Consider the following 24,579-nt stretch of genomic DNA (forward strand, 5'->3'; position numbering starts at 1 on the left):
TTCCGTGCCTTTCTTCATTACCCTCATAGTTACATCATGTTTTCTGATAAACTGGAGACAGAACCGTGTCCTTTCTTTCTTATCCCGGGTCCAGGCCCAAGCCTGCCGACCTGGCCATCTGGGCTCTCGCTGCGCTGATCCTGCTGTTCGGCCTCTATTTCGTCATTTTCGGGTCATGGCTCATCCTGCTGGGCGGGTCTTGGTATTACACCCCATGCGGCATCCTGCTCTGCATCTCCGGTGTCTATCTCTTCCGCCAGAACCCGGTGGGAGCATGGAGTTACCTCCTCGCCTGGGCACTGACCATTCCGTGGACCATCTACGAGGTCGGCTTTCATTTCTGGGGATGGCTCCCCCGCCTTTTCGGTCCCACGCTGATCGCCATTGTCGTCGCAGCCTTCCTCCCCCGTCTCCTTCATAACCAGAAAGCACATTTCGATGCGTAATCAGGCCTATCTTCTCGGTGCCCTGCTGGGAGGGACCATCCTCGGTGTTTCCCTCTCCTCCGCTCAGGCCCAGTCACCCGCTCCGCAGGATACCCCTCCCAGCACGAGCCACAAGACCGTTCCTGACTCCCTGACGGCTTCCAGCCTCTTTCATGACCCGGCCCCCGACACGCCTCAGGCTGCAGGCGTCAATGCCGCCAACCTGCCTGACATTGACGAGCTGCCAATCGACCAGCTGCCTCAGGCCGTCCCTCAGGAAAGCGCAGACCCGAAACCGGATGACTGGCCGGCTTATGGCCGTGATGACAGGGCCACACGTTATTCACCCCTGACCCAGATCACGCCGGAAAATGTGGGCAAGCTCCAGCGGGCCTTCATCTACCACACGGGCAGCCTCCCTCCCAAAGGCAAGATCAACAGGCTTGCGGCGGAAACGACCCCCATCAAGGTTGGTGACTCCCTGTATCTCTGCTCCGCCACCAACGACATGATGCGTGTCGATGCCGCCACAGGGCAGGAGAAATGGCGTTTCCATTCCCATGAAAGCTATGACGCCATTCCCTTCACCTCAGCCTGCAAGGCCGTCACCTACTATACGTCCTCAACGGTACCGGAAGGCCAGCCCTGCCATAACCGCATCATCGAAGGAACATTGGACAACCGTCTGATCGCCGTCGATGCCGAGGACGGCAAACTCTGCGAAACGTTCGGCCATGGTGGGCAGGTGAACCTCATGCAGGGCATGGGATGGTCAGTCCCCCGTTTTGTTGGCGTGACCAGCCCGTCCCCCATCGTGAATGGCGTGATCGTCGTCAATCATGAGGTACTGGACGGCCAGCGCCGCTGGGCACCATCAGGGGTTGTCCGTGGCTATGATGCTGAAAGCGGGAAGTTCCTCTGGGCCTGGGATGTCAATAATCCGGACAATCACCACCAGCCGGACAAGGATCATTATTACAGCCGTGGGACACCCAATTCATGGGCGGCCATGACAGGCGACAATGCTCTCGGCCTCGTCTATGTCCCCACGGGTAATTCAGCCGCCGATTATTACAGTGCCCTGCGCAGTGAGGCCGAAAACAGAGTCTCATCCTCCGTCGTGGCCATTGATGTCCGCACGGGTGCGCCCCGCTGGGTCTTCCAGACCGTCCACAAGGATGTCTGGGACTATGACATCGGCTCTCAGCCGACCCTGTTCGACTATCATGCCGATGACGGAAGCGTCATTCCTGCCCTCATCATGCCGACCAAGCGGGGACAGACCTTCATTCTGGACCGTCGGACCGGCAAACCCCTACCTGACTTCCCCGTTGTCGAAAAACCGGCTCCCAACCCAGGCTTTGTCAAGGATGACCCACGGGCACCGACGCAGCCCTGGTCCACGGGTGTGCCCCGCCTTGGATTCCCCAACCTAACCGAAGCGGACATGTGGGGAGCATCCCCGCTGGACCAGCTGGCCTGCCGCATCAAGTTCCGCAGGGCGCATTATGTCGGCGAGTTCACACCGCCCACCATCAAGCAGCCCTGGATCGAAGACCCCGGCTATAATGGTGGCAATGACTGGGGCAGCATCTCCTACAACCCCCAGACGGGCATCCTGTTCGCCAACTGGAGCCACATGCCCATGTATGACCAGCTTGTGAGCCGCAAGGAGGCCGACAAGCTGAAACTCTTCCCCATTGACGTTCCCGAGTACACGCCACGCCACGGCATCACGGCCGGCAATGCCTCCCAGGCCGAAACACCCTACGGTGCCCTGGTTGGTCCGTTCTGGAACACCTTCACACGGATGATGTGCAATGCTCCGCCCTATGGCATGATCACGGCCATCGACCTGAAGGCCCACAAGGTTCTGTGGCAGCATCCTTTCGGCTCTGCCCGCGCCAATGGGCCATGGGGCATCGCCACTCACCTGCCTGTAACGATCGGTACGCCCAACAATGGCGGCTCTCTCATGACAGCCAGCGGCCTTGCCTTCATCGGTGCCGCTACCGACAACCAGCTTCATGCCATCGACCTCAAGACCGGCAAGACGCTCTGGACTGATGTCCTGCCCGGCGGTGGACAGGCCAATGCCATGACCTATGCCGTCAATGGCCGCCAGTACGTCGCCATCATGGCAGGAGGGCATCATCTGATGGGAACGCCCGTGTCTGATGCTCTTGTTGTCTACGCCCTGCCAGAAGAGAAGAAATGACAGACCGTTCCTTCCGACCACCCTTCTACCGGGTGGCCGGAAGGAATGCTGCTGAAACAAAAAAAGCGGAACCTCTGATGTCCCGAGGTTCCGCTTCTCACTGTCTCCGGCTCTGACCGGCTATCTTCAGCGTGGGTGGGTCGGCGGGCAGTTGCAGCCACGTGTAGGAGCATTGGAACGCCGGATGATATGATGATCGATCCATTCCGATACGAGAAGCCGGGCCTCCGGCAGAGAAGCTTCCGGATGGTGGATCCGGTACAGTGTCGTGCAGGCAGCAAAGATTTTCATCTCACTCTGCCCCATGTCGTGCAGTTCCTGATACGCTGTGATTACGGCGCGTTCGCATTTACGACCGATATGTCCGGTATCAACTTTCATATCCTATACCCCTACGATACCCTGTTTCCCTAAGGAAAGACCTCCACTCAGGGAGGATGAAAGCTCTTATCGCCCCCATAAATGACAGAGTAAAGCGTCATCAATAAGAGAATGGGCAAAAAAGGCATCTTTGCCCTACCCCTCCCTTCTTCTAACGGGTAGATGTCTCCAAAGGAACCATTTTTCGAGATTACGGAGAGAATAATGCCTGCATCTGGCACAGCATCCAATCTGGGCATCCGCCCCACACAGTGGGACCGTGATGCTGCGCTGACGACGGCGCGCATTCTTCTGGAAATCAAGGCCATCAACTTCCGCCCCAGCGAACCTTATACCCTGACATCCGGCTGGAAATCCCCCGTCTACATCGACTGCCGCAAGATCATTTTCTTCCCCCGTGCCCGCAAGAAACTGATGGAACTGGCCGTCGAAAAGATTGGCCGCCACATCGGGTATGAAAGCATCGATGCTGTCGTGGGTGGTGAGACGGCAGGTATTCCTTTCTCCGCATGGATTGCCGACCGGCTGATGACGCCAATGGCCTATGTCCGCAAGAAGCCCAAAGGCTTTGGCCGCAACGCACAGATTGAAGGTGACGTGCCGGAAGGCATGCGCACCCTTCTGGTGGAAGACCTGACAACGGACGGTGCCTCGAAGATCCGCTTTGCCAACGCCCTGCGTGAGGCAGGGGCCATCGTGGATCACACGTTTGTCGTGTTCTTCTATGGCGTGTTCCCGGGTGCCCAGAAAACCCTGCAGGACATGGGCATAAGCCTGCACGCCCTCTGCACATGGTGGGATGTGCTGGAAGCCTGTGCGGACGGTCAGTATTTCTCAGCTGAAGACAGTGCCGAAGTCCGCCGCTTCCTAGAAGACCCATGCAGCTGGTCCAAGGCACATGGTGGTGTGGGCAGCGCAGAAGAAGCCCTGGCCTTCAAGCGGGGCTGACGCCTCCTGCTCTCCGTGATGTCCGGCCGGGGAATTCATCCCTTTTCCCCGCCAGACCACCATCCTCAGGGAACAGTCCATGCCGACATCATCTTCGCCCCGCATTCTGGTTTTTGATTCCGGCATCGGAGGGCTTGGTGTCGTTCAGGCCCTGCGCAGTCTGGCTCCCTCGCTGACGGTCGATTATCTCGCCGATACCGCCCTCTTCCCCTATGGGGAACAGCAGGATGATGTGCTGCGGGAACGCATCGTCGGACTGGTCTCACAGGCCTGCGCAGAACTGCACCCCTCACTGGCCATCATCGCCTGCAATACGGCCAGCACGCTGGCCCTGCCCCTGCTACGGGAACGGCTGACCCTGCCCATCGTGGGCTGTGTCCCTCCCATACGCTGGGCGGGACGGGTATCCACCACCCGCACCATCGGTCTTCTGGCAACCAGCGCAACGGCCCGTCGTCCCTATCTGAAACAGCTGCATGAAGAATTCGCTGCTGACTGTCGGCTGATCGTCCATGGCTCCCGCCATCTGGCCAACATGGCCGAACGGGCCTTCCGGGGAGAGCCGCTCGAATCGCTCGAAGTCCAGCAGGAGCTGGGCTGCCTTTTCCAGCAGTCTGGCGGAGACCATATTGATACCATCGGGCTAGGCTGCACGCATTATACGTTCCTGATGCCCTATTTTCAGCGTCTTGGCCCGGCAGGCCTCATGTGGCTTGACCCTGCCCCTGCCGTCGCCCAGCAGGCCCTGAGGCGACTGGAAGAAATCGCAAAACCGCCAGCAGCTTCAAACCCAGCCTCGCCATCGGACCGTTTTTTCCTGACAGCTCCTCCACCAGAAGGGCAGAACCTCGCCAGCCACATAGCATGGCTGGGCTTCACCAGCGGGTGGCAGGTCTTCCCTTAACGGGCCCGTTCGACCGTATACAGCACGGTCTCACGCAACAGATTTTTCAGGGTGCTTTCCGGGAAACAGGCCAGAGCTTCCACGGCCTTCCCAGCATAGTCACGGGCACGTTCGATCGTGATACGGATGGCGTCCCTGCGGGCAATGATCTCCAGAGCATGGGGCAGATCAGCCTCGGTCTGCTCGTTATCCTCGATCACCCGTTTCCAGAACTGCCGTTCTTCTTTCGTTCCCTGTTCATAGGCCGCCAGAACGGGAAGCGTGATTTTTCCTTCCCGGAAATCATCTCCGACCGTCTTGCCCAGCACCTGCTGGTCAGCGGCATAATCCAGCGCGTCATCAACCAGCTGGAAGGCCATGCCCAGGTTGGTTCCATACTGCTCCAAGGCCAGCTCAGCCTTGCGGTCATGCTGGGCAATCACCGCCCCGACACGACAGGCCGCAGCAAAAAGAGCCGCCGTCTTGCCGTGAATGACCTCCAAATAACGCTCTATCGGCGTGGAGAGGTCATTCTGCGTGGACATCTGAAGGACCTCACCTTCCGCAATCGTCGCCGACGCAGCCGACAGGATGGCCATGACCTCTAGGGAGCCGTCTGCTGTCATCAGCTGGAAGGAACGGGCGAACAGGAAGTCTCCCACCAGAACGGAAGCCTTGTTCCCAAACAGGGCATTGGCCGACGCCATGCCCCGCCGCAGCGTACTTTCATCCACCACGTCATCATGCAGCAGCGTGGCGGTATGGATGAATTCGACGCAGGCCGCCAACCCGATGTGCCTCTTCTGCCCTTCCTGCTCGCCATACCCGCAGAGGCGGGCAGAAGCGAGTGTCAGAAGAGGACGCAGCCGCTTTCCTCCGGCCGCCACAAGATGCGCACCAAGCTGGGGAATGAGCGGCACGGAGCTCTGCATCCTGTCTATGATGGCCTGATTGCAGGCTGTCATATCATCGGCAAGATAGGCTGAGAGGGCCTTCAGGGCGTCTTCCCCCTTGACCTCCCTACCCGCAGCCTCACCGCCAGATGCAATGTGGGGCCCTGATGAGGAAGAAACCAAAACGCACAACTCCAGTTCTGCCCATCCCGGCCTGACGGGACGGGCAGTATCGGATGGCTGCCTCCCTGTCCTCTCTGCCTTTTTCACGGCACATCGACAGGGACAATGACGGCCATCCCTGATTAGAAAATAGTTCCATCCATATGAGCAGCAAAGAAGCCACGGTCAAGACAGTCCGCTTCATAAACCGCCCAGCTGGCAGGTATTTCCCTCTGCCCGTCCTTCAGGAGAAGACCCCACTCTCGAAGGCATCTTCCCATGTTCCCTGGGTGGAGGCACGGGAATATTCCGTCGCACGATTCTCAAAGAAATTCGTATGTTCGACGGCATTCAGCATGTCATCCACCCACGGCAGCGGATTTTCCTCAATGCCATAGATCGGGTCCAGCCCCAGCTGGATCAGACGACGGTCCGCAATGAAACGGATGTAACGCTCCACCTGCTCGGCGGACAGACCTTCCACCGGTCCCATCTCGAAAGCCAGCTCGATGAACGCATCCTCATGGGACACTGTCTGCCGACAGATTTCCACCAGCTCGGCCCGGAAGTCTTCCGTCCATATCTCCGGATTTTCCCGGATGAAGGTGCGGAACAGCCGGATCATGGAAAGGCAGTGCAGTGTTTCATCACGCACGGACCAAGAAACGATCTGCCCCATTCCCTTCAGCTTGTTGAACCGGGGGAAGTTCAGCAGGATGGCAAAAGAAGCAAAGAGCTGGAGGCCCTCCATGAACGCCCCGAAGGCAGCCATAGTCTTGGCAATCTCACGCTTGCTGTTAATGTTGAAGGACTGCATGAAATCATACTTGTCCTTCATCTCCTTATATTTCAGGAAGGCGGAATACTCCGTTTCCGGCATCCCGATCGTGTCCAGAAGGTGAGAATAGGCCGCAATATGGATGGTCTCGATGTTCGAGAAACAGGAGAGCATCATCAGGACTTCCGTCGGCTTGAAGACCTGACTGTAATATTTCATGTAGGCAGAATTCACCTCCACGTCAGCCTGCGTGAAGAAACGGAAAATCTGCGTGACAAGATTCTGCTCCGCTTCCGAAAGCTTGCGGTGCCAGTCCTTCACGTCCTCCGCCAGCGGGACTTCCTCAGGCAGCCAGTGCAGACGCTGCTGGGTCAGCCAGGCATCATAGGCCCAAGGGTAACGGAACGGCTTGTACACCGGGTTCTCGACCAGAAGATTGGCCTGCTCGGCAGATTCAGGAGCCTGCGGCAATGGAGTGCCTTCTGTCATCTCTCGAAACCTTTTTCTCTGGAACAGCCCCCTCCGGGCTGGATTCATTCTTCCTCGGCCGGCAGAGACCCTGAAAGGCAGGTCCCCGCCCTCACGCTTCCTGCCTTACTGGCAGGAAAGACATTCCTCATAGCTTCCGGCACCAGTCTCGGCATGACGTGGCGTGGCCTGCGGAAGGTGGTCATCATCACCCTCCATGATGTCACGCTTCACGGCGACGTTGGAAACCGTGTCGGCCCTCTGGATGGAGAGGGAACGGCAGTAATAAAGCGATTTCACGCCCTTCTTCCATGCCTCATAATGGATGCGGACAAGGTCACGCTTGTGCACGTCCGCCGGCAGGAACAGGTTGACCGACTGCGACTGACAGATGAACGGTGCACGATCTGCCGCATGTTCAACCACCCAACGCTGATCAATCTCGAAAGCCGTCTTGAAGACATCCTTCTCATCCTGGGTCAGGAAATCCAGATGCTGGACTGACCCTTTGCTCAGGGTAATGGACGACCAGACCTCATCCGTATCCCGACCATATTTCTGAAGGAGCTTCGCCAGATGGCGGTTCCGCACCGTGAAGGAGCCGGACAGTGTCTTCTGCAGGAACACGTTGGCACTGATGGGGTCGATACCCGGGCTGGCATTGCCCGCAATGATGGAAATGGACGCTGTCGGCGCAACAGCCATCCTGTTGGAAAAACGCTCCTGGAACCCGTATTCCTCGGCATCCGGGCACGGGCCACGTGTTGCGGCCAGCTCACGGGAGGCCTCCGCTGTCTGCTTTGAAATGTGCTCGAAGAACTTCTTGTTCCACACCTTCGCCATGACGCTGCCAAACGGCACCATCCTGGACTGGAGGAAAGAATGGAATCCCATCACGCCAAGACCGACGGAACGTTCCCGCATGGCGGCATAGCGGGCATGAGCCATGTCGTCTGGAGCATTGTCGATGAAATCCTGCAACACATTGTCGAGGAACAGCATCACATCCCTGATGAAATGCGGCTCGTCCTTCCATTCATCCCAGTATTCCAGATTCAGGGACGACAGACAGCAGACCGCCGTACGGGTCTTGCCATGATGATCGACCCCCGTTGGCAGGGTGATCTCGGCACAGAGGTTGGACGTCTTCACCTCCAGCCCCGCCAGCCTGTGATGTTCGGGCCGGGCACGATTCACCGTGTCGGAGAACACGATATACGGTTCCCCCTGCTCCATACGGGCCGTCAAAAGCCGAATCCACAGGGCACGGGCTGACACCTTACGGATGACACTGTGATCCTTGGGAGAAATCAGCGGCCACTCCTCATCCCCGACCACGGCCCGCATGAAATCATCCGTCAGCAGAACACCATGATGCAGGTTGAGGGCCTTACGGTTCGGATCGCCACCAGTCGGACGACGCATCTCGATAAATTCTTCAATCTCGGGATGCCATATCGGCAGATAGACCGCCGCAGACCCACGGCGCAGGCTGCCCTGGCTGATCGCCAGCGTCAGACTGTCCATCACCCGGATGAACGGAATCACGCCAGATGTCTTGCCATTCCGGCCTATGTTCTCCCCGATGGAACGCAGATTCCCCCAGTAGGAACCGATCCCGCCTCCCTTGGCGGCCAGCCAGACATTCTCGTTCCAGAGACCGACGATCCCCTCGAGACTGTCCTCGGACTCATTCAGGAAACAGGAAATGGGCAGACCACGATTCGTTCCACCATTCGAAAGAACCGGCGTAGCGGGCATGAACCAGTGACGGGACATGTAATCATAGATCCGCTGCGCATGTCCCTCATCCGCTCCATACCGTGAGGCCACACGGGCGAACAGCCCCTGATAGGTCTCGCCATCCAGCAGATACCGGTCATCCAGCGTGGCCCGTCCGAAATCCGTGAGAAGGGCATCGCGCTCCGGAACCGTGCGGACAGGATGACGCCCCGGAAGCTGGACGACATTGGGGAAGAGCTCAGGGTCTTCGGCTCCGCCCATCGGCTGAGCGAACGTCTGCGCATCATGCATTCTCATGAATCGAGCCCCTCATTTCGGCATCATTTTCGGCTTAAAAGGTTCCTTCATCTCCCACGGATGAAGAGCACATTTCAAGGCTTGTTTTTCTCTCGCAGTTATGTCTTCGAAGAAGATATGGGGGTGAATGTACACCCCCTGACACTACATCTTGTTAATGACGAGTAGATTTTCAACCGGCTGGCAACAGTTTTCAGAGCCAGCCGCACTGGGCATGGTTACGCAGCAGCTGATCCGCCAGAATGCAGGCCATCATGGCCTCGGCAACCGGTACGGCCCTGATGCCGATGCAGGGGTCATGCCGCCCCTTTGTCCTCACATCCACCGCCTCACCATCCCTCGTGATGCTGGGGACCGGCACCAGAATGGAACTGGTCGGCTTGATGGCCATACGGGCCACGACAGGCTGCCCCGTCGATATCCCTCCCAGAATCCCGCCAGCATGGTTGCTGAGGAAGACAGGCTCCATGGGATTCCCTGATGGCCGGATAGGGTCGGCATTTTCCTGCCCGTACAGCTTCGCCACGGCCAGACCGTCCCCGATTTCGACAGCCTTCACGCCGTTAATGCCCATCATCCCGCCAGCCAGCTCTGCATCCAGCTTGCCATAGACGGGAGAACCGAGACCGGCAGGCACGCCCTCCGCCACGACTTCCAACATGGCCCCGACGGAAGACCCGGATTTTCTGACCGCTTCCAGCTGCTCACTCCAGAGCGGAACCATCTCGGCATCTGGCGAAAAGAACGGGTTCCGCTCCACCTCATCCCAGTCCCAGCGGTCACGCTCCACGCACTGATCCCCGATGCCCGTCAGGGCACCGCGGATGACAAGCTGTGGCCCGACCAGCTCCCGGAGAATGACCCGGGCCACAGCTCCGGCTGCCACACGCATGGCCGTCTCCCGGGCGGAGGACCGGCCACCACCACGATAGTCACGGATGCCATACTTCAGATCATAGGCGATGTCGGCATGGCCGGGACGATACTGCCGGGCGATCTCCCCATAATCACGGGAACGCTGGTTCGTGTTCTCGATCATCAGGGAGATGGGCGTACCTGTCGTCTGTCCCTCGAACACGCCGGACAGGATCCTGACCTCATCCGGTTCCCGACGCTGGGTCGTGTAACGGGACTGCCCCGGCCGCCGCCTGTCCAGCCACGGCTGGATGTCCTCCTCCGACAGTTTCAGGCGCGGCGGACAGCCATCGATGACACAGCCGATGGCCGGGCCATGGCTCTCTCCCCATGTCGTGACACGTAGCAGACGCCCGAAACTGTTCTCAGACATTGACCCTTATTCCCCCGATGAAAGGCTCATGTCGGGAGCGTCGGGATTCTTCATGCCGATGATGTTGTACCCACAGTCAACATGATGAATCTCACCGGTCACGCCCGTTGACAGGTCAGAAAGCAGATACAGGCCGGACCCGCCCACATCCTTCAGGGACACGTTGCGCTCCAGCGGGGCATTGACCTGGTTCCAGCGCAGGATGTAGCGGAAGTCGCCAATGCCATTCGCCGCCAGCGTCATGATCGGCCCGGCGGAGATACCATTGACACGGATGTTGTCACGTCCAAGATCCACCGCCATATAGCGGACGGAAGCCTCCAGGGCCGCCTTGGCCACGCCCATCACATTATAATGCGGCATGACACGCTCGGCACCGAGATAGGTCAGCGTCAGGATGGAGCCACCCTCGTTCATCATCGCCGCCGCACGACGGGCCACTGCGGTGAAGGAGAAGCAGGAAATATCCATTGCCTGAAGGAAGGCCTCACGGGGCGTGTCCACATAACGCCCACGCAGATACTGCTTGTCTGCCCAGCCGATGGCATGGACGACAAAATCAATCTTGCCCCAGCTCTTCTCAATTTCATCAAATGTTGCATTGATGGCCGCATCATCGCCAACATCACAGGCCAGAACCATGCTGGACCCGACACTTTCGGCCAGAGGACGCACACGCTTGCCCAGAGCCTCCCCCTGATAGGTGAAGGCGATCTCCGCTCCCTGATCGGCACAGGCCTTGGCTATGGCCCAGGCAATGGAATTCTTGTTCGCCACGCCCATGATGACACCACGCTTGCCAGCCATGAGCGTCCCCTTGGCCGTTTCCTGCTGTGAATGCGTTTCTGTTTCTGACATGGTCAGCCCCCTTGAGGATAATCTTGCATCTGTAATAATTGGGTCATCTCGTCGCACAAGGATGGTCACACGGCAAGGGCTCTCTTATCACGAGAAAGAGTTTTTCTGCTTCGCTCCCTGTTGTGCCCGGCAGATGATGCGAAAATGCACCACCGTGTCAGGCAGGACGTTCAATGAGCCGCTTTTCCCAGCCTTCCTTCCCGGTCGATCCCGTCCTGTGGCTCTGGTCCCTGATCGGCCACGCCGCCATGCCGTGGCTATACCATCATGCCCACAGGAGGCTCCGGCAGGGGAAAGAAACCGTCTCCCGCCTGCCGGAACGTTTCGGTCATCCCGAGCTGCGAAAGCCCTCTGCCGCCGGTCCACTTCTCTGGCTTCATGCGGCGAGCGTGGGTGAAAGCCGCTGCATCCTCCCTGTTGCCGAACGTCTCCTGTCAGACTGGCCGGAACTGACCATCCTCATGACGACGGCCACCCTGACGGGAGGACAGACCGTCATGTCGCATCCGGCAGTCCAGACCGGGCGTCTGGTACATCAGCTCATTCCCTATGATGTTCCCTGTCTTCTCGACCGTTTTCTCTCATACTGGCGGCCCATCGGACTGGTCCTGACAGAGAGCGAACTCTGGCCGGGTCTCCTCTGCCTGTGCCAGAAGAGACAGCTGCCGGTCATGCTGGTCAACGGTCGCCTGTCCTTCCGCTCCGCCCGATACTGGCAGCTGGCTGCTCCCCTCCTTCATCACCTCCTGCGCCCCATCCGCTGGGTCATGCCCCGCAGCCCGGAAGACGCCCGGGCCTTTTCCCGATTCGGACTGAAAGATCGCCTGCTTCCTCCAGCCGACCTGAAAGAGGATGCTCCCCCGCTTCCCTTCAACAGGGAGGAGGCCATGACCCTGCGCCAGAAACTCGGCTTCCGTCCCGTTTTCGTGGCGACCTCCACACATCCCGGGGAAGAGGAAATCATCCTCGCCGCAGCCCGGGAGGCCCGTGCGACCAGACCTGACCTTCTGACCATCATCATTCCCCGTCACCCAGAACGGGGAGCCGAACTGGCCGGCCAGACTCAGGCACCACGACGTTCCACAGGACAGAGCCCTGCTCCCCATGATACGCTATGGATTGCGGATACGCTGGGTGAGGTTGGCCTCTTCCTTCAGCTTGCCGAGCGTGTTCTCGTGGGCAATTCCCTCCTTGCGCCCGGCGGAGGCCACAATCCTCTCGAGCCACTCCGTTTCCGGCGGCCAACGGCCATTGGCCCCTACATGCAGAACTGGAATGATCTGTGTACCCGTCACGCCGCTTCCCTGCATCCAGTTGAGGATGCCGCCTCACTCGCACGATGGCTGAAAATCCCCTCTCTTCCCCGGCCCCGGCCACTTCACGGAAACCACGCCATCATACAGGCCGCATGTCACATAAAAGACACAGTTAAGCCCGATAAAGCCCACAAATGAAACTGACTGCACCTTCCTTCTGGCAGAAACCTGCCCCAACCACATTATCCAACCTTCTTCTTCCAGTGAGCTGGATAACGGGACATATGGCCCGGCAGCGGCAGAAACAGCCTTCCCTGAAACTGCCCGTACCCGTCCTCTGCTGTGGCAACATCACCGTTGGCGGTGCCGGCAAGACCCCGCTGGCCCTGTACCTGCTCCAGCAGCTGATCAAAAGGGGGCGCACACCCCATGCCATCACCCGTGGTTATGGTGGCCGCTCCCGCAGGACCGGACTGATACGACCGGAACGGGACAAAGCCATCGATGTCGGCGACGAAACCATGCTTCTGGCCCGCATTGCCCCCACCTGGAGAGGGCCGGACCGTCAGGCCAGTGCCATGCAGGCCATCGCTGCTGGAGCAGACTGCCTGCTTCTGGATGACGGCCTTCAGGATCCCTCCCTGCACAAGGACATGAACATTCTGGTCATTGACGGCCCGGCCGGGCTGGGCAACCAGCGTCTCCTGCCCGCCGGCCCCCTGCGTGAAACCCTGGCTGACGCCCTGCCACGTCTGCATGCCGTCACCCTCTTTGGCAAGGATCCTCACCACATCATCAACCAGATTCCTCCAGACATGCCACTGCTCAGAGGAACGCTGTCTGCCGGTCCTGCCATCCGGAAACTGCAGGGCCATCAGATCATCGCCTTTGCAGGCATCGGCCGCCCACAGAAATTCTTTTCCACGCTTCAGGATGCCGGTCTCACGCTGCTGCGCACCCTGACCTTTCCTGACCATCACATCTATTCCAGACGTGAGCTGAAACAGCTGGCCCAGCTTGCTCACGCCCCGGACACCGTTCTGGTCACGACCGAAAAAGATTACGTCAAGCTGCCGCCACTCTTCCAGAATTTCGTGACCAGCCTGGACATCGAACCCAGATGGAACAATCCGGCTCTGGCCAGCGAGCTGCTCGACCGTTTTCTGGCAGCATGAGACATCATCTTGAGGCATGGGGCCTGAGAAGCCTTTTCCAGCTTTCCAGAATGCTGCCCGCCTCCTCAGCATCCCGCCTGGGAGGAGCACTGGCCCGCCATCTCGGGCCTTTCCTTCCCTCATCCCGTATTGCAGACCTCAACCTGCAACGGGCCTTCCCCAAACTTGGAGCATGGGAGCGTCAGAACATCATCCGGGGATGCTGGAAGAACCTGGGCTGTACGCTGGCAGAACTCCCCCACCTGCCAGACCTTCCCTCCAGTCCGGCAACCGGGCCGGGCTGGCGTGTCCTGAACGATCATATCCTGCATCAGGCCCGCAGGAGCGGCAGGCCCGTCATTTTCTTCTCGGGCCATCTGGGAAACTGGGAACTCATGCCCCTGATCGTGGCCCGCTATGGTCTGGGGTTCTCGCCTTTCTACCGTGCTCCCAACAACAGGCATGTGGACCATCTTCTCCGCCAGATGCGCCAGAAGATTGCCGGTGTTCCCACGTCATTCTTCCCGAAAGGTCGGCAGGGTGCACGGGATGCGGTCCGTCATCTGTCCAACGGAGGCCATCTTGGCGTCTTGGGCGACCAGAAGATGAACGACGGTATCGAAGCCTCGCTCTTCGGACACCCCACCATGACGGCTCCAGCCGCCGCCGCCCTAGCTCTCCGCTTCAAAGCCCTGATCGTCACGGGACATGTCTGGCGGGAAGGCCCTGCCCGTCTCGTCCTGGATGTGGCCTCCTGTCTCGATCCGCAGGATGTCAGTCCTGCACCCCGTCAGGAAATGATCCACCAGCTTACCCAGACACTCAATGATGAACTGGAACGATGGATTACCGAACGCCCGGAAAACTGGCTGTGGCTGCATCGCCGGTGGGAGAAAACGTTCTACCAGAATAAGAAAAAGTAAATTTTCCCTAGCCATGCAACAGAAACATGGTAGGATTGCAAAATGCGAACGATATTCTGACTGCCAAGCCCTCCTGACCAGTTTTCACAAAGTGCGCTTCGGTACTCATGGAATTGTTCGGACGATGATGTGACAGGGCTTCCCTGTTCCCATGTAAGGAGACACTGACATGGCTCAGAAAGCGTTCCGCGTGGCAGATCACGCCACGGTCCCTTCCTCCAGCACACGGAATGACAGGACCGGTACCGTCATCCCGTTCCGCCAGAAACTTCTCCCCCGCCATCATCGCTATCTCGCCCAGTGGTTCGCCGCCAGCGAACGAATGGGTATCCTTGATGTCGCCATCGAGAATGCACCAGAACCATCAGCTGCCGACTCCCACCTTGTGGTTGTCTGGGTCCGAGAAAATGCCAATCCGGCTTACGTCATCAGCCTGCATGGCCCGCAATGGGTCCTGACGGACTGCCTGAGGGACAATGAACTGGGACGCTACGGGGACCTCCCCGAGGCTCTCCATACCATCCGTCCCGTCCTTCCCCTGCATCAGACCGGAGTGGCTTCCTGCTGACAGCAGCACCAGATCATGCCCTCATGAAAAAGCCCGCCTGTTTTTTCAGGCGGGCTTTTTCATGAAGAAACCGTTCCAGCCTCCCATCAGGGGACAGGCTGCACCCTCACAGCAGCAGGTCGAGCCTGCCGGGCCGGAGACCACACGGCAACATCAGAAGAGCCTGTTCCCTGTGCCTGCCTGCGAGGAGACCAGACAGGAACATCGGCAACACCAGCTGACGACACAGGAGCTGCTCCAGATGAAGAGGCGGACAGGGACGACGAGGACGTCAGATCACGGGAAGCAGGAACAATCAGCTGACTGCCGCCACCGGGTGCGATCTGATAGATACCGAGAGCCCGTGTCATGCGGCCATCCAGACGCAGATGGAACAGGCCGTTCACGCCGATATACCCCTTCGGCTGGGTGAGCGTCGCCACATCCAGCTTGTTCTGACGGATCAGGGCTCCAGCAAGAGCGGCCGCATCATATGCAAAATCAGCCACAGGCGACGGCTTCTGATGATAGGCATTCTGGTAGCTCTGCACGTAGCCTCTCCGCTGCCTCTCATCAAAGGCCACGTACCAGGCCCCCCGGAGATCGCCCAGCTTGCCGTCAAAAGAACGCCAGAGCATGGGACCGAGGATACGTACCTGCGGCACGAGCAGCTGATCATTTTTCAGGGCCACGATCACCCGCGCCAGCTCCAGCCCGGTATCACCAAGAAGCAGGGCATCAAACGGCGGCGGATTCACGGTGCTGCCTGACGTGCCGGAGCCGGAGGCCTGCGCTCCTGAAGGTGCAGAAACCGCCGCACCACCATCCTCATTCATGGGATCGGCAGCAGAAGGGCCATCCCCGGCCTGAGACGATGACGCCGACCCGGAGGCTGCCGCAGAAGGTCTGCGGCTCAGCTGAGCCATTTTCTGCGTGATGTCATCAATGCTGTCACCATGAAACATGACCTGCGGCACATCAAGTCCGGCTTCCTGACAGGCCAGTGTCAGCCCTTCACCCATGGAATGGCCCAGGGCCGTATCGGGCAGGAAAGCGGCAAAATGCTTCCTGCCATCCAGCCGGGCGGCATCAACAAGACGACGGACCTGCTGCTCCGGCGTCAGCCCCATGACCCAGACACCCGGCCTTGCCTGTGTCACGTCACTGGTGAAGGCAAGCTCCGGCACGTTCGCCGGCTGAAGGACAGACGCCACGGCCTGCGTGTCACCTGCCGTCAGGGGGCCGAGCACGATCCCGTCACCGGCCTCCAGAGCCTGTCGGGCCGCCTGGGCCGGTCCTGCTGGCTGAGCACTGTCAAACACGTCCATCGAAGGCGGCTGGTTGTCCGGCAGGGCCAGACGGGCCGCATCCCTCATCCGCTGCCCGATGGCCGCATGAGGCCCGCTGAGAGGCACGATCAGCCCCACACGGGCCGGTTTCTCCACAGGTACGGGCGATACCACCCGGGGAGCCTCACTGTTTTCATGACCGCCTCCCCCGGAACAGGCCCCCAGAAGAAGGAAAATACCCGCCGCCAATGCGGTCTGGCTCTTTCCTCTCTTGCCGTACCCCTGTCTGTCACGGCTATAAGGGCCGGAGCGGCTCATTGAGGATAGCGATGTCTGAAAAACCATATACTCCCCCCGATCACGGAACGTCTCCTTCTTCTACCGGGCAGCTCATGCTGGTGGCAACGCCTCTCGGCAATCTTGCCGATATCAGCCAGCGAGCCTTGGACACCCTGCGGATGGCCGATGCCATCCTCTGCGAAGACACCCGCGTTACGACAAAACTTCTACGGCATTATGGCATCAGCAACCAGCTCATTCCTCTGCATGACCATAATGAGCAGGACAGAACCCCCGGCCTCCTGACCCGTCTCCATCAGGGACAGCGTCTTGCCCTGGTGTCCGACGCCGGCACTCCCATCGTCTCCGATCCCGGATACCGGCTTGTCCGGGCAGCGCAGGAAGAAGGTCTCGCCGTCACCTCCCTTCCGGGAGCCAATGCCGCCGTCACGGCCCTGACACTGTCCGGCCTGCCACCCCTGCCTTTCATGTTCCTCGGCTTTCCTCCACGGGGAGAGGCACGTCGACAGAATTTCGCAGCCCTGCGGGCTGTCGAACAGGCAGGGCTTGCCGCCACGCTCATCTGGTATGAGTCCCCCCATCGCCTGCTGGAAACGCTCAGAACCCTACAGCAAGTTTTCGGGGCCGGCAGGCCTGCCGCCGTCGGGCGGGAACTGACAAAACATTTTGAAGAAATGGTCCGTGGCACTGTGGCCGACCTGATCGCCCGTTTTGAGGAAACGGCTCCACGGGGGGAAATCACCCTGCTGCTTGGCCCACCGGCCAGGGACGATACCAGTGCACAGGAACTCGACACCGTCCTGAAAGAGGCCCTGAAGAGCCACTCCGTCAAGGATGCCGCAACTCTGGTGGCGGGCATCGTCAGCCTGCCCAAGCGCACCGTCTATAACCGGGCTCTTGAGCTGGCCAGAGAAGAAAAGAACGACTAGTCCTCATCCTTCGGCAGGTCGAAACTACTCTCCGGAATGCTGACTCCCGTCCGGGCCTCAGAAAAATGCACGACCGTCCTGTGGCCCTGGGCATCAAGAACCGTCCATCCTTTCAGACCGAGCGGGCGGGTGGAGAAGAACAGGGTCATCTCCCCCTCACCCGGATTCTCCGTCCTTGTCACACGCAGCTGTATCTCACTGCCATGCTGCTCATACCCCAGAATGGACACGTCCCCTGAAAAACGGGGATTGGGCCGCAGCAGCAGACCCAGCGGCGTGTGGTCTAACGGGATCGTCGTGATCTGCCCTATGCTGCGGTCCTGAAAGACGACCTTCCCGTCATTGGCCACGAGCAGAAGAGGGCTTGGTGGATCATAGGAGAAACGCATCCGCCCCGGACGCTCCAGCAGAACGGTGCCGACCGAACGGCCATCCTGCTCGGTCACCTGTTCAAACCGGGCCTGGAAACTTTTCGTCTCGGCAAGGCTGGTTTCAATCCGACCGACCCAACCCTGCTGTGCCGGTGTCAGGCTCGCCGCCGCTTCCGCCTGTCTTCCCGGCATGACGGTTCCACCCAGCACGAGGGCCAGCCCACAGGCCACAGCAGCACGCCGCAACATCATCATCCCGCTCCTCACCTTACAGGACAACATCCGCTTCCTGGAAAATATGCCGGACATCTTCCTTCCAGACACCATGATAGCGTTCCAGCCACCGCTCCGCCTGCGTTTTTGCGCCGTCGGCAATCTCATAGAGCGGAGCAAGATAATATTCCTCTCCAAAACCACGCTTCTGAAGTCCCTGCTCGGAGAGGTCCAGAATACGCTTCGCCAGCGTACGGAGACCGCCGGGGAACGGAGCATCCATGGCCTGTTCCACGACCAGCTCCGCCAGTGACTGGTAACGCAGCCAGGGCTGTTCCCTCACCACACGCTCCACTTCTGCCAGCACGTCAGGATCATACAGCAGCCCGACCCAGAAGGCAGACTGGGCCACCATCATGTCGGGCCGCCCGGCATCAGCCCCCCGCATTTCCAGAAACTGCTTGAGACGGACATCCGGGAACAGGGTCGTCAGATGGTCTTCAAAATCACCTATGGTCGGTCGCAGGCCGATGAGAGGCTCCTGCTCCACACCATCCAGCCATTTGCGGAAAGAACAGCCGGCAGCATCAATATTCCGGCCATCCCGATGCACGAAGTACATCGGCACATCCAGTGCCCAGTCCACATACTGCTCAAACCCGAACCCTTCTTCAAAGAAAAGGGTCGGCTGGCCGCTGCGCTGGTTGTCCGTATCCAGCCAGATGTAAGCCCGGTTGGAGAGACGCCCCGTCGGCCTGCCATCCGCAAAAGGCGAGTTCGCCATCAGGGCCGTGATGAGCGGCTGGAGGGCAAGAGACACCCGCATCTTGCGGGCCATGTCCGCCTCGCTGGAAAAATCCAGATTGACCTGCACGGTGCAGGTCCGGGTCATCATGTCCAGCCCACGCCGACCAACCTTGGGCATGTAACGGCGCATGATGGCGTAACGGCTCTTTGGCATCCACGGTATGGCGTCACGCTCCCAGAGGGGCTGGAACCCAAGAGGCGCAAATCCCAGACCCAGTTTCCTGGCCGGTTCCGCAATCTGCTGGAAATGAGCGATCATTTCCTGCTCGGTTTCCTGAAGGATCCTGACAGGAGCACCAGACAGCTCGAACTGCCCTGCCGGTTCCAGAGAAATGGACCGGCCCTTGTGCGGCCCCGCCCCTTTCAGGCCGATCAGATGGCCATTGTCGCGGATGGCCTGCCAGTCCGGCCCTTCCAGAGCACCCAGCAGGGCACCGATGCCCTCCGGCTCATAGGCAGGCGGAGCGAACGGTTTCAGCTCCCCTCTGGCACGCTCAGGCAGCCGGAAACCGAACTTCTCATGCTCCGTCCCGATACGCCACTCTTCCTGCGGCTTGCAGCCACGGGCCAGCACGTCAACAAGCTGCGCCCTGCTCTCGATCAGTGTCGTGTTGCTCTCACCTGGATTGGACATTCACAAAACCTTACCGGCTAAATTCCACCACCACATGCCGCAGGACGCTCAGACTGTCCGTAAGCCAGATGTTCTATAGTAGGGGTCACATTTGCCTCCATTCAAGGGAGCATCACATATTCATCATGTGCCCCGCCTTCTTCACATCACCTGACCGGTCCTTCCGATCCGGGCCAGAGCGGCACAGGCGGCCGTATCGGCCCGCAATATGCGTGGCCCAAGAGAAAAGGACTGCACGGCCTCGTGCCGGGACAGACGCACCACCTCTTCCTCGGAGAACCCCCCTTCGGGGCCGATGAGCAGGGCATCACAGTGACCAGGGGCCTCTCCCCCGTCCCGCCGCTCCAGCGCAACGGCCAGTCTGCGTCGCACGGGCCAGCGGGCAAGGACGGTCGCCAGAGGCTCCAGCGGCATGATGGCGGGGACATCCAGCCGTTCGCACTGTTCCGCCGCTTCCTGAGCGATCAGGCCCAGGCGTTCGAGATTCAGACGGTGCGTGTTGGTCCGGGCTGTCAGGACCGGACGGAAACGCGTAACACCCATTTCCGTCCCCATGCGGATGACCAGTTCCGTCGCATCCCGCTTGAGCGGTGCGAAAAGCAGCTCCACGCCTTCGGTTTCCTGCTGGGGACGCAGACAGGACAGAAGGCGTACTCCGGCCTGATTCTTCCCTATCTCATCAAGCGTCGCCTGCCACTCTCCATCCCGCCCATTGAACAGGACGACACCATCACCCTGCTGAAGGCGCATGACCTTGCCGAGATAATGGGCCTGTCCAGCCGACAGGGAAATCACGCCTCCTTCTTTCCAGGGAGACGATTCATCAGGAACAAAAAGACGGGGATCGGTGCGGCTCATGATTTCGGGCATACCGTTTTCCCCGACCAGTTTCCAGCATCCACGATAAAATATTGACCTCCCCCCGTTTCTGTCCAATCACTCGTCCTCATGTCCCTGATACATCCCCACACAGACATCCACAGAAACGGATTCATCGGCCGGCTGAAAGAGCCTTGGCATTCCTACGCCCTGCTGGCACGGCTGGACCGGCCTGTCGGCACATGGCTGCTTCTGCTTCCCGGCATATTCGGCATCTTTCTGGCTGAGAACCCTTCCTCCCTGACACAGCGCATCATCCATACGGTGCTCTTTGCCATCGGTTCGCTGCTCATGCGTTCGGCGGGATGCGTGATCAACGACATGTGGGATCGAAAAATCGACGCCCAGGTGTCCCGCACTGCAGGCAGACCCCTGGCCAGTGGTGCCCTCACCCTGAAACAGGGGCTTGGCCTCCTCGGAATCCTCCTGCTGGGCGGGCTGGCCGTCCTTCTGGCCCTTCCCCCGCTCTGCTGGGCACTCGCTCCTCTGGCCATGCTTCTGGTCGCCTTCTATCCGGCCGCCAAAAGGCTGACATGGTGGCCGCAGCTCGTCATGGGGTTCACTTTCGGCTTTGGTGCTCCGATGGGATATGCCGCCAGCCAGCTCACCATCGACCTACCCGGCTTCCTGCTTTATGGAGGCGTCATCATCTGGCAGCTCGGGTTCGACACCATCTACGGCTTTCAGGACATGGAAGATGACGCCCGCATAGGGGTCAAATCCACCTCCCGGCTGATGCTGGATCACGCCCACCTGTTCGTCGGCCTCTGCTATGCCACGGCCCTCGGGCTGTTCGCCGCATCAGCACTGGCAGCCGGGCTTCATCCCCTCTTCTGGCCTCCCTTCCTGCTGGCCTGCGCCATCCTGGCCCGGCAGACGGTCCGCCTTGCTCCGCATGATGCACCGCTCTGCCTTCACTTCTTCCGGCAAAACGTGCTGGTCGGCATGATCCTGGCCGTCGCCTTCATTCTGGGGCGGCTTGTCTGACCCCCAGTCCGCACAAAAAAGGAGCCTTCCCCACGGGAGGCTCCTTTCATGCCCGAAAAGCCGGAACCACTCAAACTGGCTGGACAGGCCGATTTTTCAGAAGGGTCCGTCCCGCACTCAGGGCCGCTCCACAGAAGGCCACGAACGCTGCCGCCCCAAGACAGATGAAGGCTGGATGGGGAAAAAGCGTGAACAGCCCAGCCACCAACAGCGCACCGGTCGTCTGACCTGAAAGACGGGCCACGGAGAGCATTCCGCTTGCCCCACCTTCCCTGCCGGGAGGGGCCGTCACCATGATGGCCCGGTTGTTCGGCGGCTGGAAGAAACCGAAGCCCATGCCCGCCACGAGCGTCCGCCAGGCAATGGCCATGTTGCTGGCATCCAGCGGCAATGTGCAGAGCAGTATGAACCCTGTGCAGGTCACCAGCAGACCAATGGAGGACAGCATGGAGGCCGGAAAACGGTCAGCAATCCTGCCAACCATGAATGACATCACGGCCACGCCCACAGCCCAGGGGGCGATCAGCAGACCAACCGTTGCCGGATTTTTATGGAAAGCAATGGCCAGCGTGAAAGGCATGGCCACGATATACAGATTGGAAGCCACGAACCCGCAAAAGCTCACCAGACAGGCAACGAGAAACGGAACCCGCTTCAGCAGGTCCAGCGGGACGATGGGTTCCTGCCGTTTTTTCTGCCAGCGCAGAAGCAGCCACCAGCTCACGAGGCTCCAGCCCGTCAGACCGGCCCCCCATCCCAGATCACCGTGCATGAGGCTGTCCAGCCCTATCCCCAACAGGGCAAAGGAGGCAACCGTCAGCAGGGAACCAAGAATGTCGGTTTTCACCTCACTGCGGGGAGTTTTAGGCAGGGCTTTGCTGGCCAGCAGGATGGCCACGCCCCCCAGTGGAAGGTTGATCCAGAAAATCCACGGCCACGAGGAAATGGACAGGATGAACGACCCGATGGTCGGCCCCAGGGCCACGCCCAGCCCGATGAACAGACCGTTGAGCGCAATCCCCTTGCCTATGAGCTTGTGCGGATAAATGAAGCGCACAAGCGCAATATTCACACTCATGATGCAGGAGCTGCCAACACCCTGAAGAGCCCGGGCAAGCGTCAGCTCCAGCATGTTCTGCGACATGGCACAGGCCACAGACGCAATGAGAAACAGGACAATTCCCAGCTGGCTCATCCGCCCAAAACCAACCCTGGCCCCAATGGCGGCCAATGGCAGGAGACAGGCCAGATTGGCCAGCTGGTAGGCATTGATGACCCAGATCGCCTGCGAAGCAGAAGAGTGGAGATCCGTTGCGATGGTGGGCAGGGCCACATTCGCAACGGAATAATCCAGGATCGAAAGCATCAATGCCAGAATGACAGATGACATCGCCTTGAAGCGTTGCATCCCGTAAAGGCCTGCGTGCCTCTCCGGGTCGTATTCTCCCTCAAGGCTAGGATCTGCCATCTTACTGCCCATTACCCTCTGGTTCTCCCAATTTACGCAGGGGCACCCCTGCAAAAAGATTCGCTTCGATCCGCTCCAGCGAAGCACCCTTCGTCTCCGGGACAAAACCCAGAGTAATCAGCACGAACAGGCCATTGAACGCTGCAAACAGGATGAAGGTCCAAGACGCACCCATCGCCAGCATCATCAGCGGGAAAATGCTGGAAACAACCCAGTTGGCCACCCAGTTTGTCACCGTGGAACAGCCGATACCAAAGTCACGGCCACGTGTCGGCTGAACCTCGGAGCACAGGGCCCAGACAAGCGGTCCCTCACCAATGGCAAAACCGGCCACAAAGACAAGGATCAGAGCGCAGAGCAGGATGGAAGCGGCCAGGCTGCCACCACCAAAAGCCAGCACTGCACCGACACCAACCAGCGAAGCACCAACGATGACACAGCTCGTCAACAGCAGCGGACGACGGCCCCACCTGTCGGCGTACCGGATGGCCACACCCGTGAAAACCATGTTGGTCAGCCCGACCAGTGTCGTGGCCCACACGGCAGCATTGGTCCCGAAATGGGCAGCTTCGAATACGCGCGGCGCATAGTAAAGCAGGGCGTTGATCCCGCTCAGCTGCTGCATGATCTGGAGGGTGATCCCCAGAAACACGGAACGACGGAAGTTGGGGTTGCTACGAAACAGCCCATATCCGGCATCACTGCTCTTGGAGAGACGGTCGTCGATATCGGCCAGCTCCGCTTCCGCCACTTCCTCATCAGAACGCAGCATACGCAGCACCTTGCGGGCACGCTCCGTATCACCACGCATCATCAGCCAGCGAGGGCTGTGCGGCAGAATCAGCACCACACCGAGGAACAGGGCTGCCGGAACTCCCATGATCCCGAGCATCCAACGCCAGTGCCCCCCCTCGGACAGGATGCTATCGGACACGAATGCCAGAAAAATCCCGAGCGTAACCATCAGCTGGTAGAAGGAAATCATGGCACCACGGGCCGATTCGACCGTGATCTCAGAAATGTAGAGCGGAGCTGCAAATGCTGCCACGCCAACAGCCAGCCCCAACAGGACACGCCCTGTAATGAGCAGGGCCACCCCGGGAGCAAACGCACAGAAAAGCGTACCAACCAGAAAAAGGATCCCGGCACCCAACATGGCACCCGGGCGACCAAAAGAAACGGAAATGCGACCAGCAAATGTAGCACCAACAGCAGCACCAGCCATCATGGACGACACGATCCACCCCTGCATGGCGGCACCAGCATGGAAATCAGTCGCAATGAACGGCAGAGCACCGGCGACAACGCCTGTATCCAACCCAAACATCAACCCGGAAAGGGCCGCAAGAATGCCAAGAAACGTAGCACGCCCTGTCGTCTTCTGAGACGAAGAGGCACCGCCCCCACTCCTGGCTGCCGGCGTTACTCCTACCATGATAACTCCTCATTCATAAAGGTCATACGCCCCTCCGGCATCAGG

22 protein-coding genes are annotated in these 24,579 nt (G+C 59.6%); 10 read left to right on the forward strand and 12 right to left on the reverse strand.

Features of this window, described 5'->3' with window-relative positions:
• The first annotated feature begins 65 nt into the window (after window positions 1-65).
• Both CPA56_RS03745 and CPA56_RS03750 read left to right on the forward strand, forming a co-directional pair.
• A complete protein-coding gene (locus tag CPA56_RS03745) occupies window positions 66-446 on the forward strand; it encodes a glycerol dehydrogenase (protein WP_182040714.1) in 381 nt (126 codons plus the stop codon).
• Window positions 439-2,643: a pyrroloquinoline quinone-dependent dehydrogenase gene (locus CPA56_RS03750; protein ID WP_182040715.1), complete on the forward strand. Its 2,205-nt coding sequence runs from the start codon at window positions 439-441 to the stop codon at window positions 2,641-2,643. The genes CPA56_RS03745 and CPA56_RS03750 overlap by 8 nt, the downstream gene beginning before the upstream one ends.
• Window positions 2,644-2,769: 126 nt before the next feature.
• Here CPA56_RS03750 and CPA56_RS03755 read toward each other — a convergent pair whose 3' ends face one another.
• Entirely contained in the window at window positions 2,770-3,024 is a 255-nt protein-coding gene (locus tag CPA56_RS03755) for a hypothetical protein (RefSeq protein WP_182040716.1), read from the reverse strand.
• Window positions 3,025-3,228: 204 nt separating this feature from the next.
• On the opposite strand from CPA56_RS03755, the gene CPA56_RS03760 reads away from it, so the two are divergent.
• Together CPA56_RS03760 and murI are read left to right on the forward strand one after the other, a co-directional pair.
• Window positions 3,229-3,972 carry an orotate phosphoribosyltransferase gene (locus tag CPA56_RS03760; RefSeq protein ID WP_052349051.1) on the forward strand — a complete coding sequence of 248 codons (744 nt, stop codon included), beginning with the start codon at window positions 3,229-3,231 and terminating at the stop codon, window positions 3,970-3,972.
• 79 nt (window positions 3,973-4,051) lie between these two features.
• Window positions 4,052-4,876, forward strand: a complete 825-nt coding sequence (gene murI, locus CPA56_RS03765; protein ID WP_182040717.1) for a glutamate racemase — start codon at window positions 4,052-4,054, stop codon at window positions 4,874-4,876.
• Here the strand turns inward: murI and CPA56_RS03770 are convergent.
• The 5 genes from CPA56_RS03770 to fabI all read right to left on the reverse strand — a co-directional run bounded on the left by CPA56_RS03770 (window position 4,873) and on the right by fabI (window position 11,342).
• Window positions 4,873-5,820 (reverse strand): polyprenyl synthetase family protein, encoded by a 948-nt coding sequence (locus CPA56_RS03770; RefSeq protein WP_182040718.1) that lies wholly within the window; start codon window positions 5,818-5,820, stop codon window positions 4,873-4,875. The genes murI and CPA56_RS03770 overlap by 4 nt on opposite strands.
• 334 nt (window positions 5,821-6,154) lie before the next feature.
• The gene (locus CPA56_RS03775) at window positions 6,155-7,177 is read right to left on the reverse strand and encodes a ribonucleotide-diphosphate reductase subunit beta (protein ID WP_182040719.1); all 1,023 of its coding nucleotides are present in this window, start codon (window positions 7,175-7,177) and stop codon (window positions 6,155-6,157) included.
• 105 nt (window positions 7,178-7,282) lie between these two features.
• A complete protein-coding gene (locus tag CPA56_RS03780; RefSeq protein ID WP_407645647.1) occupies window positions 7,283-9,190 on the reverse strand; it encodes a ribonucleoside-diphosphate reductase subunit alpha in 1,908 nt (635 codons plus the stop codon).
• 199 nt (window positions 9,191-9,389) lie between these two features.
• The gene (gene aroC, locus CPA56_RS03785) at window positions 9,390-10,484 is read right to left on the reverse strand and encodes a chorismate synthase (RefSeq protein ID WP_182040721.1); all 1,095 of its coding nucleotides are present in this window, start codon (window positions 10,482-10,484) and stop codon (window positions 9,390-9,392) included.
• A gap of 6 nt (window positions 10,485-10,490) precedes the next feature.
• A complete protein-coding gene (gene fabI, locus CPA56_RS03790) occupies window positions 10,491-11,342 on the reverse strand; it encodes an enoyl-ACP reductase FabI (protein WP_182040722.1) in 852 nt (283 codons plus the stop codon).
• A gap of 173 nt (window positions 11,343-11,515) precedes the next feature.
• On the opposite strand from fabI, the gene CPA56_RS03795 reads away from it, so the two are divergent.
• From CPA56_RS03795 to CPA56_RS03810, 4 genes are all read left to right on the forward strand, one after another.
• Window positions 11,516-12,796 (forward strand): 3-deoxy-D-manno-octulosonic acid transferase, encoded by a 1,281-nt coding sequence (locus tag CPA56_RS03795; protein ID WP_182040723.1) that lies wholly within the window; start codon window positions 11,516-11,518, stop codon window positions 12,794-12,796.
• Window positions 12,793-13,773, forward strand: coding sequence for a tetraacyldisaccharide 4'-kinase (gene lpxK, locus CPA56_RS03800; protein WP_182040724.1), 981 nt, complete (start codon window positions 12,793-12,795; stop codon window positions 13,771-13,773). The genes CPA56_RS03795 and lpxK overlap by 4 nt, the downstream gene beginning before the upstream one ends.
• Window positions 13,770-14,675 (forward strand): lysophospholipid acyltransferase family protein, encoded by a 906-nt coding sequence (locus CPA56_RS03805; RefSeq protein ID WP_229707385.1) that lies wholly within the window; start codon window positions 13,770-13,772, stop codon window positions 14,673-14,675. Before lpxK ends, CPA56_RS03805 begins: the two co-directional genes overlap by 4 nt.
• 169 nt (window positions 14,676-14,844) lie before the next feature.
• Complete coding sequence (locus CPA56_RS03810) at window positions 14,845-15,243, forward strand: hypothetical protein (RefSeq protein ID WP_182040726.1); 399 nt, start codon at window positions 14,845-14,847, stop codon at window positions 15,241-15,243.
• Window positions 15,244-15,329: 86 nt separating this feature from the next.
• Here CPA56_RS03810 and CPA56_RS03815 read toward each other — a convergent pair whose 3' ends face one another.
• Window positions 15,330-16,760, reverse strand: a complete 1,431-nt coding sequence (locus tag CPA56_RS03815; RefSeq protein WP_229707387.1) for a penicillin-binding protein activator — start codon at window positions 16,758-16,760, stop codon at window positions 15,330-15,332.
• 80 nt (window positions 16,761-16,840) lie between these two features.
• On the opposite strand from CPA56_RS03815, the gene rsmI reads away from it, so the two are divergent.
• Complete coding sequence (rsmI, locus tag CPA56_RS03820; RefSeq protein WP_229707389.1) at window positions 16,841-17,740, forward strand: 16S rRNA (cytidine(1402)-2'-O)-methyltransferase; 900 nt, start codon at window positions 16,841-16,843, stop codon at window positions 17,738-17,740.
• Here rsmI and CPA56_RS03825 read toward each other — a convergent pair.
• The 3 genes from CPA56_RS03825 to CPA56_RS03835 all read right to left on the reverse strand — a co-directional run bounded on the left by CPA56_RS03825 (window position 17,737) and on the right by CPA56_RS03835 (window position 20,623).
• Window positions 17,737-18,366 (reverse strand): LolA family protein, encoded by a 630-nt coding sequence (locus CPA56_RS03825; protein WP_229707390.1) that lies wholly within the window; start codon window positions 18,364-18,366, stop codon window positions 17,737-17,739. The genes rsmI and CPA56_RS03825 overlap by 4 nt on opposite strands.
• A gap of 13 nt (window positions 18,367-18,379) precedes the next feature.
• Window positions 18,380-19,765, reverse strand: a complete 1,386-nt coding sequence (locus tag CPA56_RS03830) for a glutamate--cysteine ligase (protein WP_182040727.1) — start codon at window positions 19,763-19,765, stop codon at window positions 18,380-18,382.
• A gap of 141 nt (window positions 19,766-19,906) precedes the next feature.
• Entirely contained in the window at window positions 19,907-20,623 is a 717-nt protein-coding gene (locus tag CPA56_RS03835) for a 16S rRNA (uracil(1498)-N(3))-methyltransferase (protein ID WP_229707392.1), read from the reverse strand.
• Between the two features lie 90 nt (window positions 20,624-20,713).
• Between CPA56_RS03835 and ubiA the strand changes: the two genes are divergently transcribed.
• Complete coding sequence (gene ubiA, locus CPA56_RS03840) at window positions 20,714-21,631, forward strand: 4-hydroxybenzoate octaprenyltransferase (RefSeq protein ID WP_182040729.1); 918 nt, start codon at window positions 20,714-20,716, stop codon at window positions 21,629-21,631.
• Window positions 21,632-21,701: 70 nt separating this feature from the next.
• On the opposite strand, the gene CPA56_RS03845 is transcribed toward ubiA, so the two are convergent.
• Both CPA56_RS03845 and CPA56_RS03850 read right to left on the reverse strand, forming a co-directional pair.
• Complete coding sequence (locus CPA56_RS03845; protein ID WP_229707394.1) at window positions 21,702-23,099, reverse strand: MFS transporter; 1,398 nt, start codon at window positions 23,097-23,099, stop codon at window positions 21,702-21,704.
• A gap of 1 nt (window position 23,100) precedes the next feature.
• Window positions 23,101-24,534: a sugar porter family MFS transporter gene (locus CPA56_RS03850; protein ID WP_182040731.1), complete on the reverse strand. Its 1,434-nt coding sequence runs from the start codon at window positions 24,532-24,534 to the stop codon at window positions 23,101-23,103.
• Between the last annotated feature and the right edge of the window lie 45 nt (window positions 24,535-24,579).

This window comes from Bombella mellum (assembly GCF_014048465.1).
In the GTDB taxonomy this organism is placed as follows: Bacteria; Pseudomonadota; Alphaproteobacteria; order Acetobacterales; family Acetobacteraceae; genus Bombella; species Bombella mellum.

Coding starts and splice junctions, on each gene's coding strand:
- CPA56_RS03750 (WP_182040715.1), top strand. CDS start 439: ATGCGTAATCAGGCCTATCTTCTCGGTGCCCTGCTGGGAGGGACCATC.
- CPA56_RS03755 (WP_182040716.1), bottom strand. CDS start 3,024: ATGAAAGTTGATACCGGACATATCGGTCGTAAATGCGAACGCGCCGTA.
- CPA56_RS03760 (WP_052349051.1), top strand. CDS start 3,229: ATGCCTGCATCTGGCACAGCATCCAATCTGGGCATCCGCCCCACACAG.
- murI (WP_182040717.1), top strand. CDS start 4,052: ATGCCGACATCATCTTCGCCCCGCATTCTGGTTTTTGATTCCGGCATC.
- CPA56_RS03770 (WP_182040718.1), bottom strand. CDS start 5,820: ATGACAGCCTGCAATCAGGCCATCATAGACAGGATGCAGAGCTCCGTG.
- CPA56_RS03775 (WP_182040719.1), bottom strand. CDS start 7,177: ATGACAGAAGGCACTCCATTGCCGCAGGCTCCTGAATCTGCCGAGCAG.
- CPA56_RS03780 (WP_407645647.1), bottom strand. CDS start 9,190: ATGCATGATGCGCAGACGTTCGCTCAGCCGATGGGCGGAGCCGAAGAC.
- aroC (WP_182040721.1), bottom strand. CDS start 10,484: ATGTCTGAGAACAGTTTCGGGCGTCTGCTACGTGTCACGACATGGGGA.
- fabI (WP_182040722.1), bottom strand. CDS start 11,342: ATGTCAGAAACAGAAACGCATTCACAGCAGGAAACGGCCAAGGGGACG.
- CPA56_RS03795 (WP_182040723.1), top strand. CDS start 11,516: ATGAGCCGCTTTTCCCAGCCTTCCTTCCCGGTCGATCCCGTCCTGTGG.
- lpxK (WP_182040724.1), top strand. CDS start 12,793: ATGAAACTGACTGCACCTTCCTTCTGGCAGAAACCTGCCCCAACCACA.
- CPA56_RS03805 (WP_229707385.1), top strand. CDS start 13,770: ATGAGACATCATCTTGAGGCATGGGGCCTGAGAAGCCTTTTCCAGCTT.
- CPA56_RS03810 (WP_182040726.1), top strand. CDS start 14,845: ATGGCTCAGAAAGCGTTCCGCGTGGCAGATCACGCCACGGTCCCTTCC.
- rsmI (WP_229707389.1), top strand. CDS start 16,841: ATGTCTGAAAAACCATATACTCCCCCCGATCACGGAACGTCTCCTTCT.
- CPA56_RS03825 (WP_229707390.1), bottom strand. CDS start 18,366: ATGATGATGTTGCGGCGTGCTGCTGTGGCCTGTGGGCTGGCCCTCGTG.
- CPA56_RS03830 (WP_182040727.1), bottom strand. CDS start 19,765: ATGTCCAATCCAGGTGAGAGCAACACGACACTGATCGAGAGCAGGGCG.
- CPA56_RS03835 (WP_229707392.1), bottom strand. CDS start 20,623: ATGAGCCGCACCGATCCCCGTCTTTTTGTTCCTGATGAATCGTCTCCC.
- ubiA (WP_182040729.1), top strand. CDS start 20,714: ATGTCCCTGATACATCCCCACACAGACATCCACAGAAACGGATTCATC.
- CPA56_RS03845 (WP_229707394.1), bottom strand. CDS start 23,099: ATGGCAGATCCTAGCCTTGAGGGAGAATACGACCCGGAGAGGCACGCA.
- CPA56_RS03850 (WP_182040731.1), bottom strand. CDS start 24,534: ATGGTAGGAGTAACGCCGGCAGCCAGGAGTGGGGGCGGTGCCTCTTCG.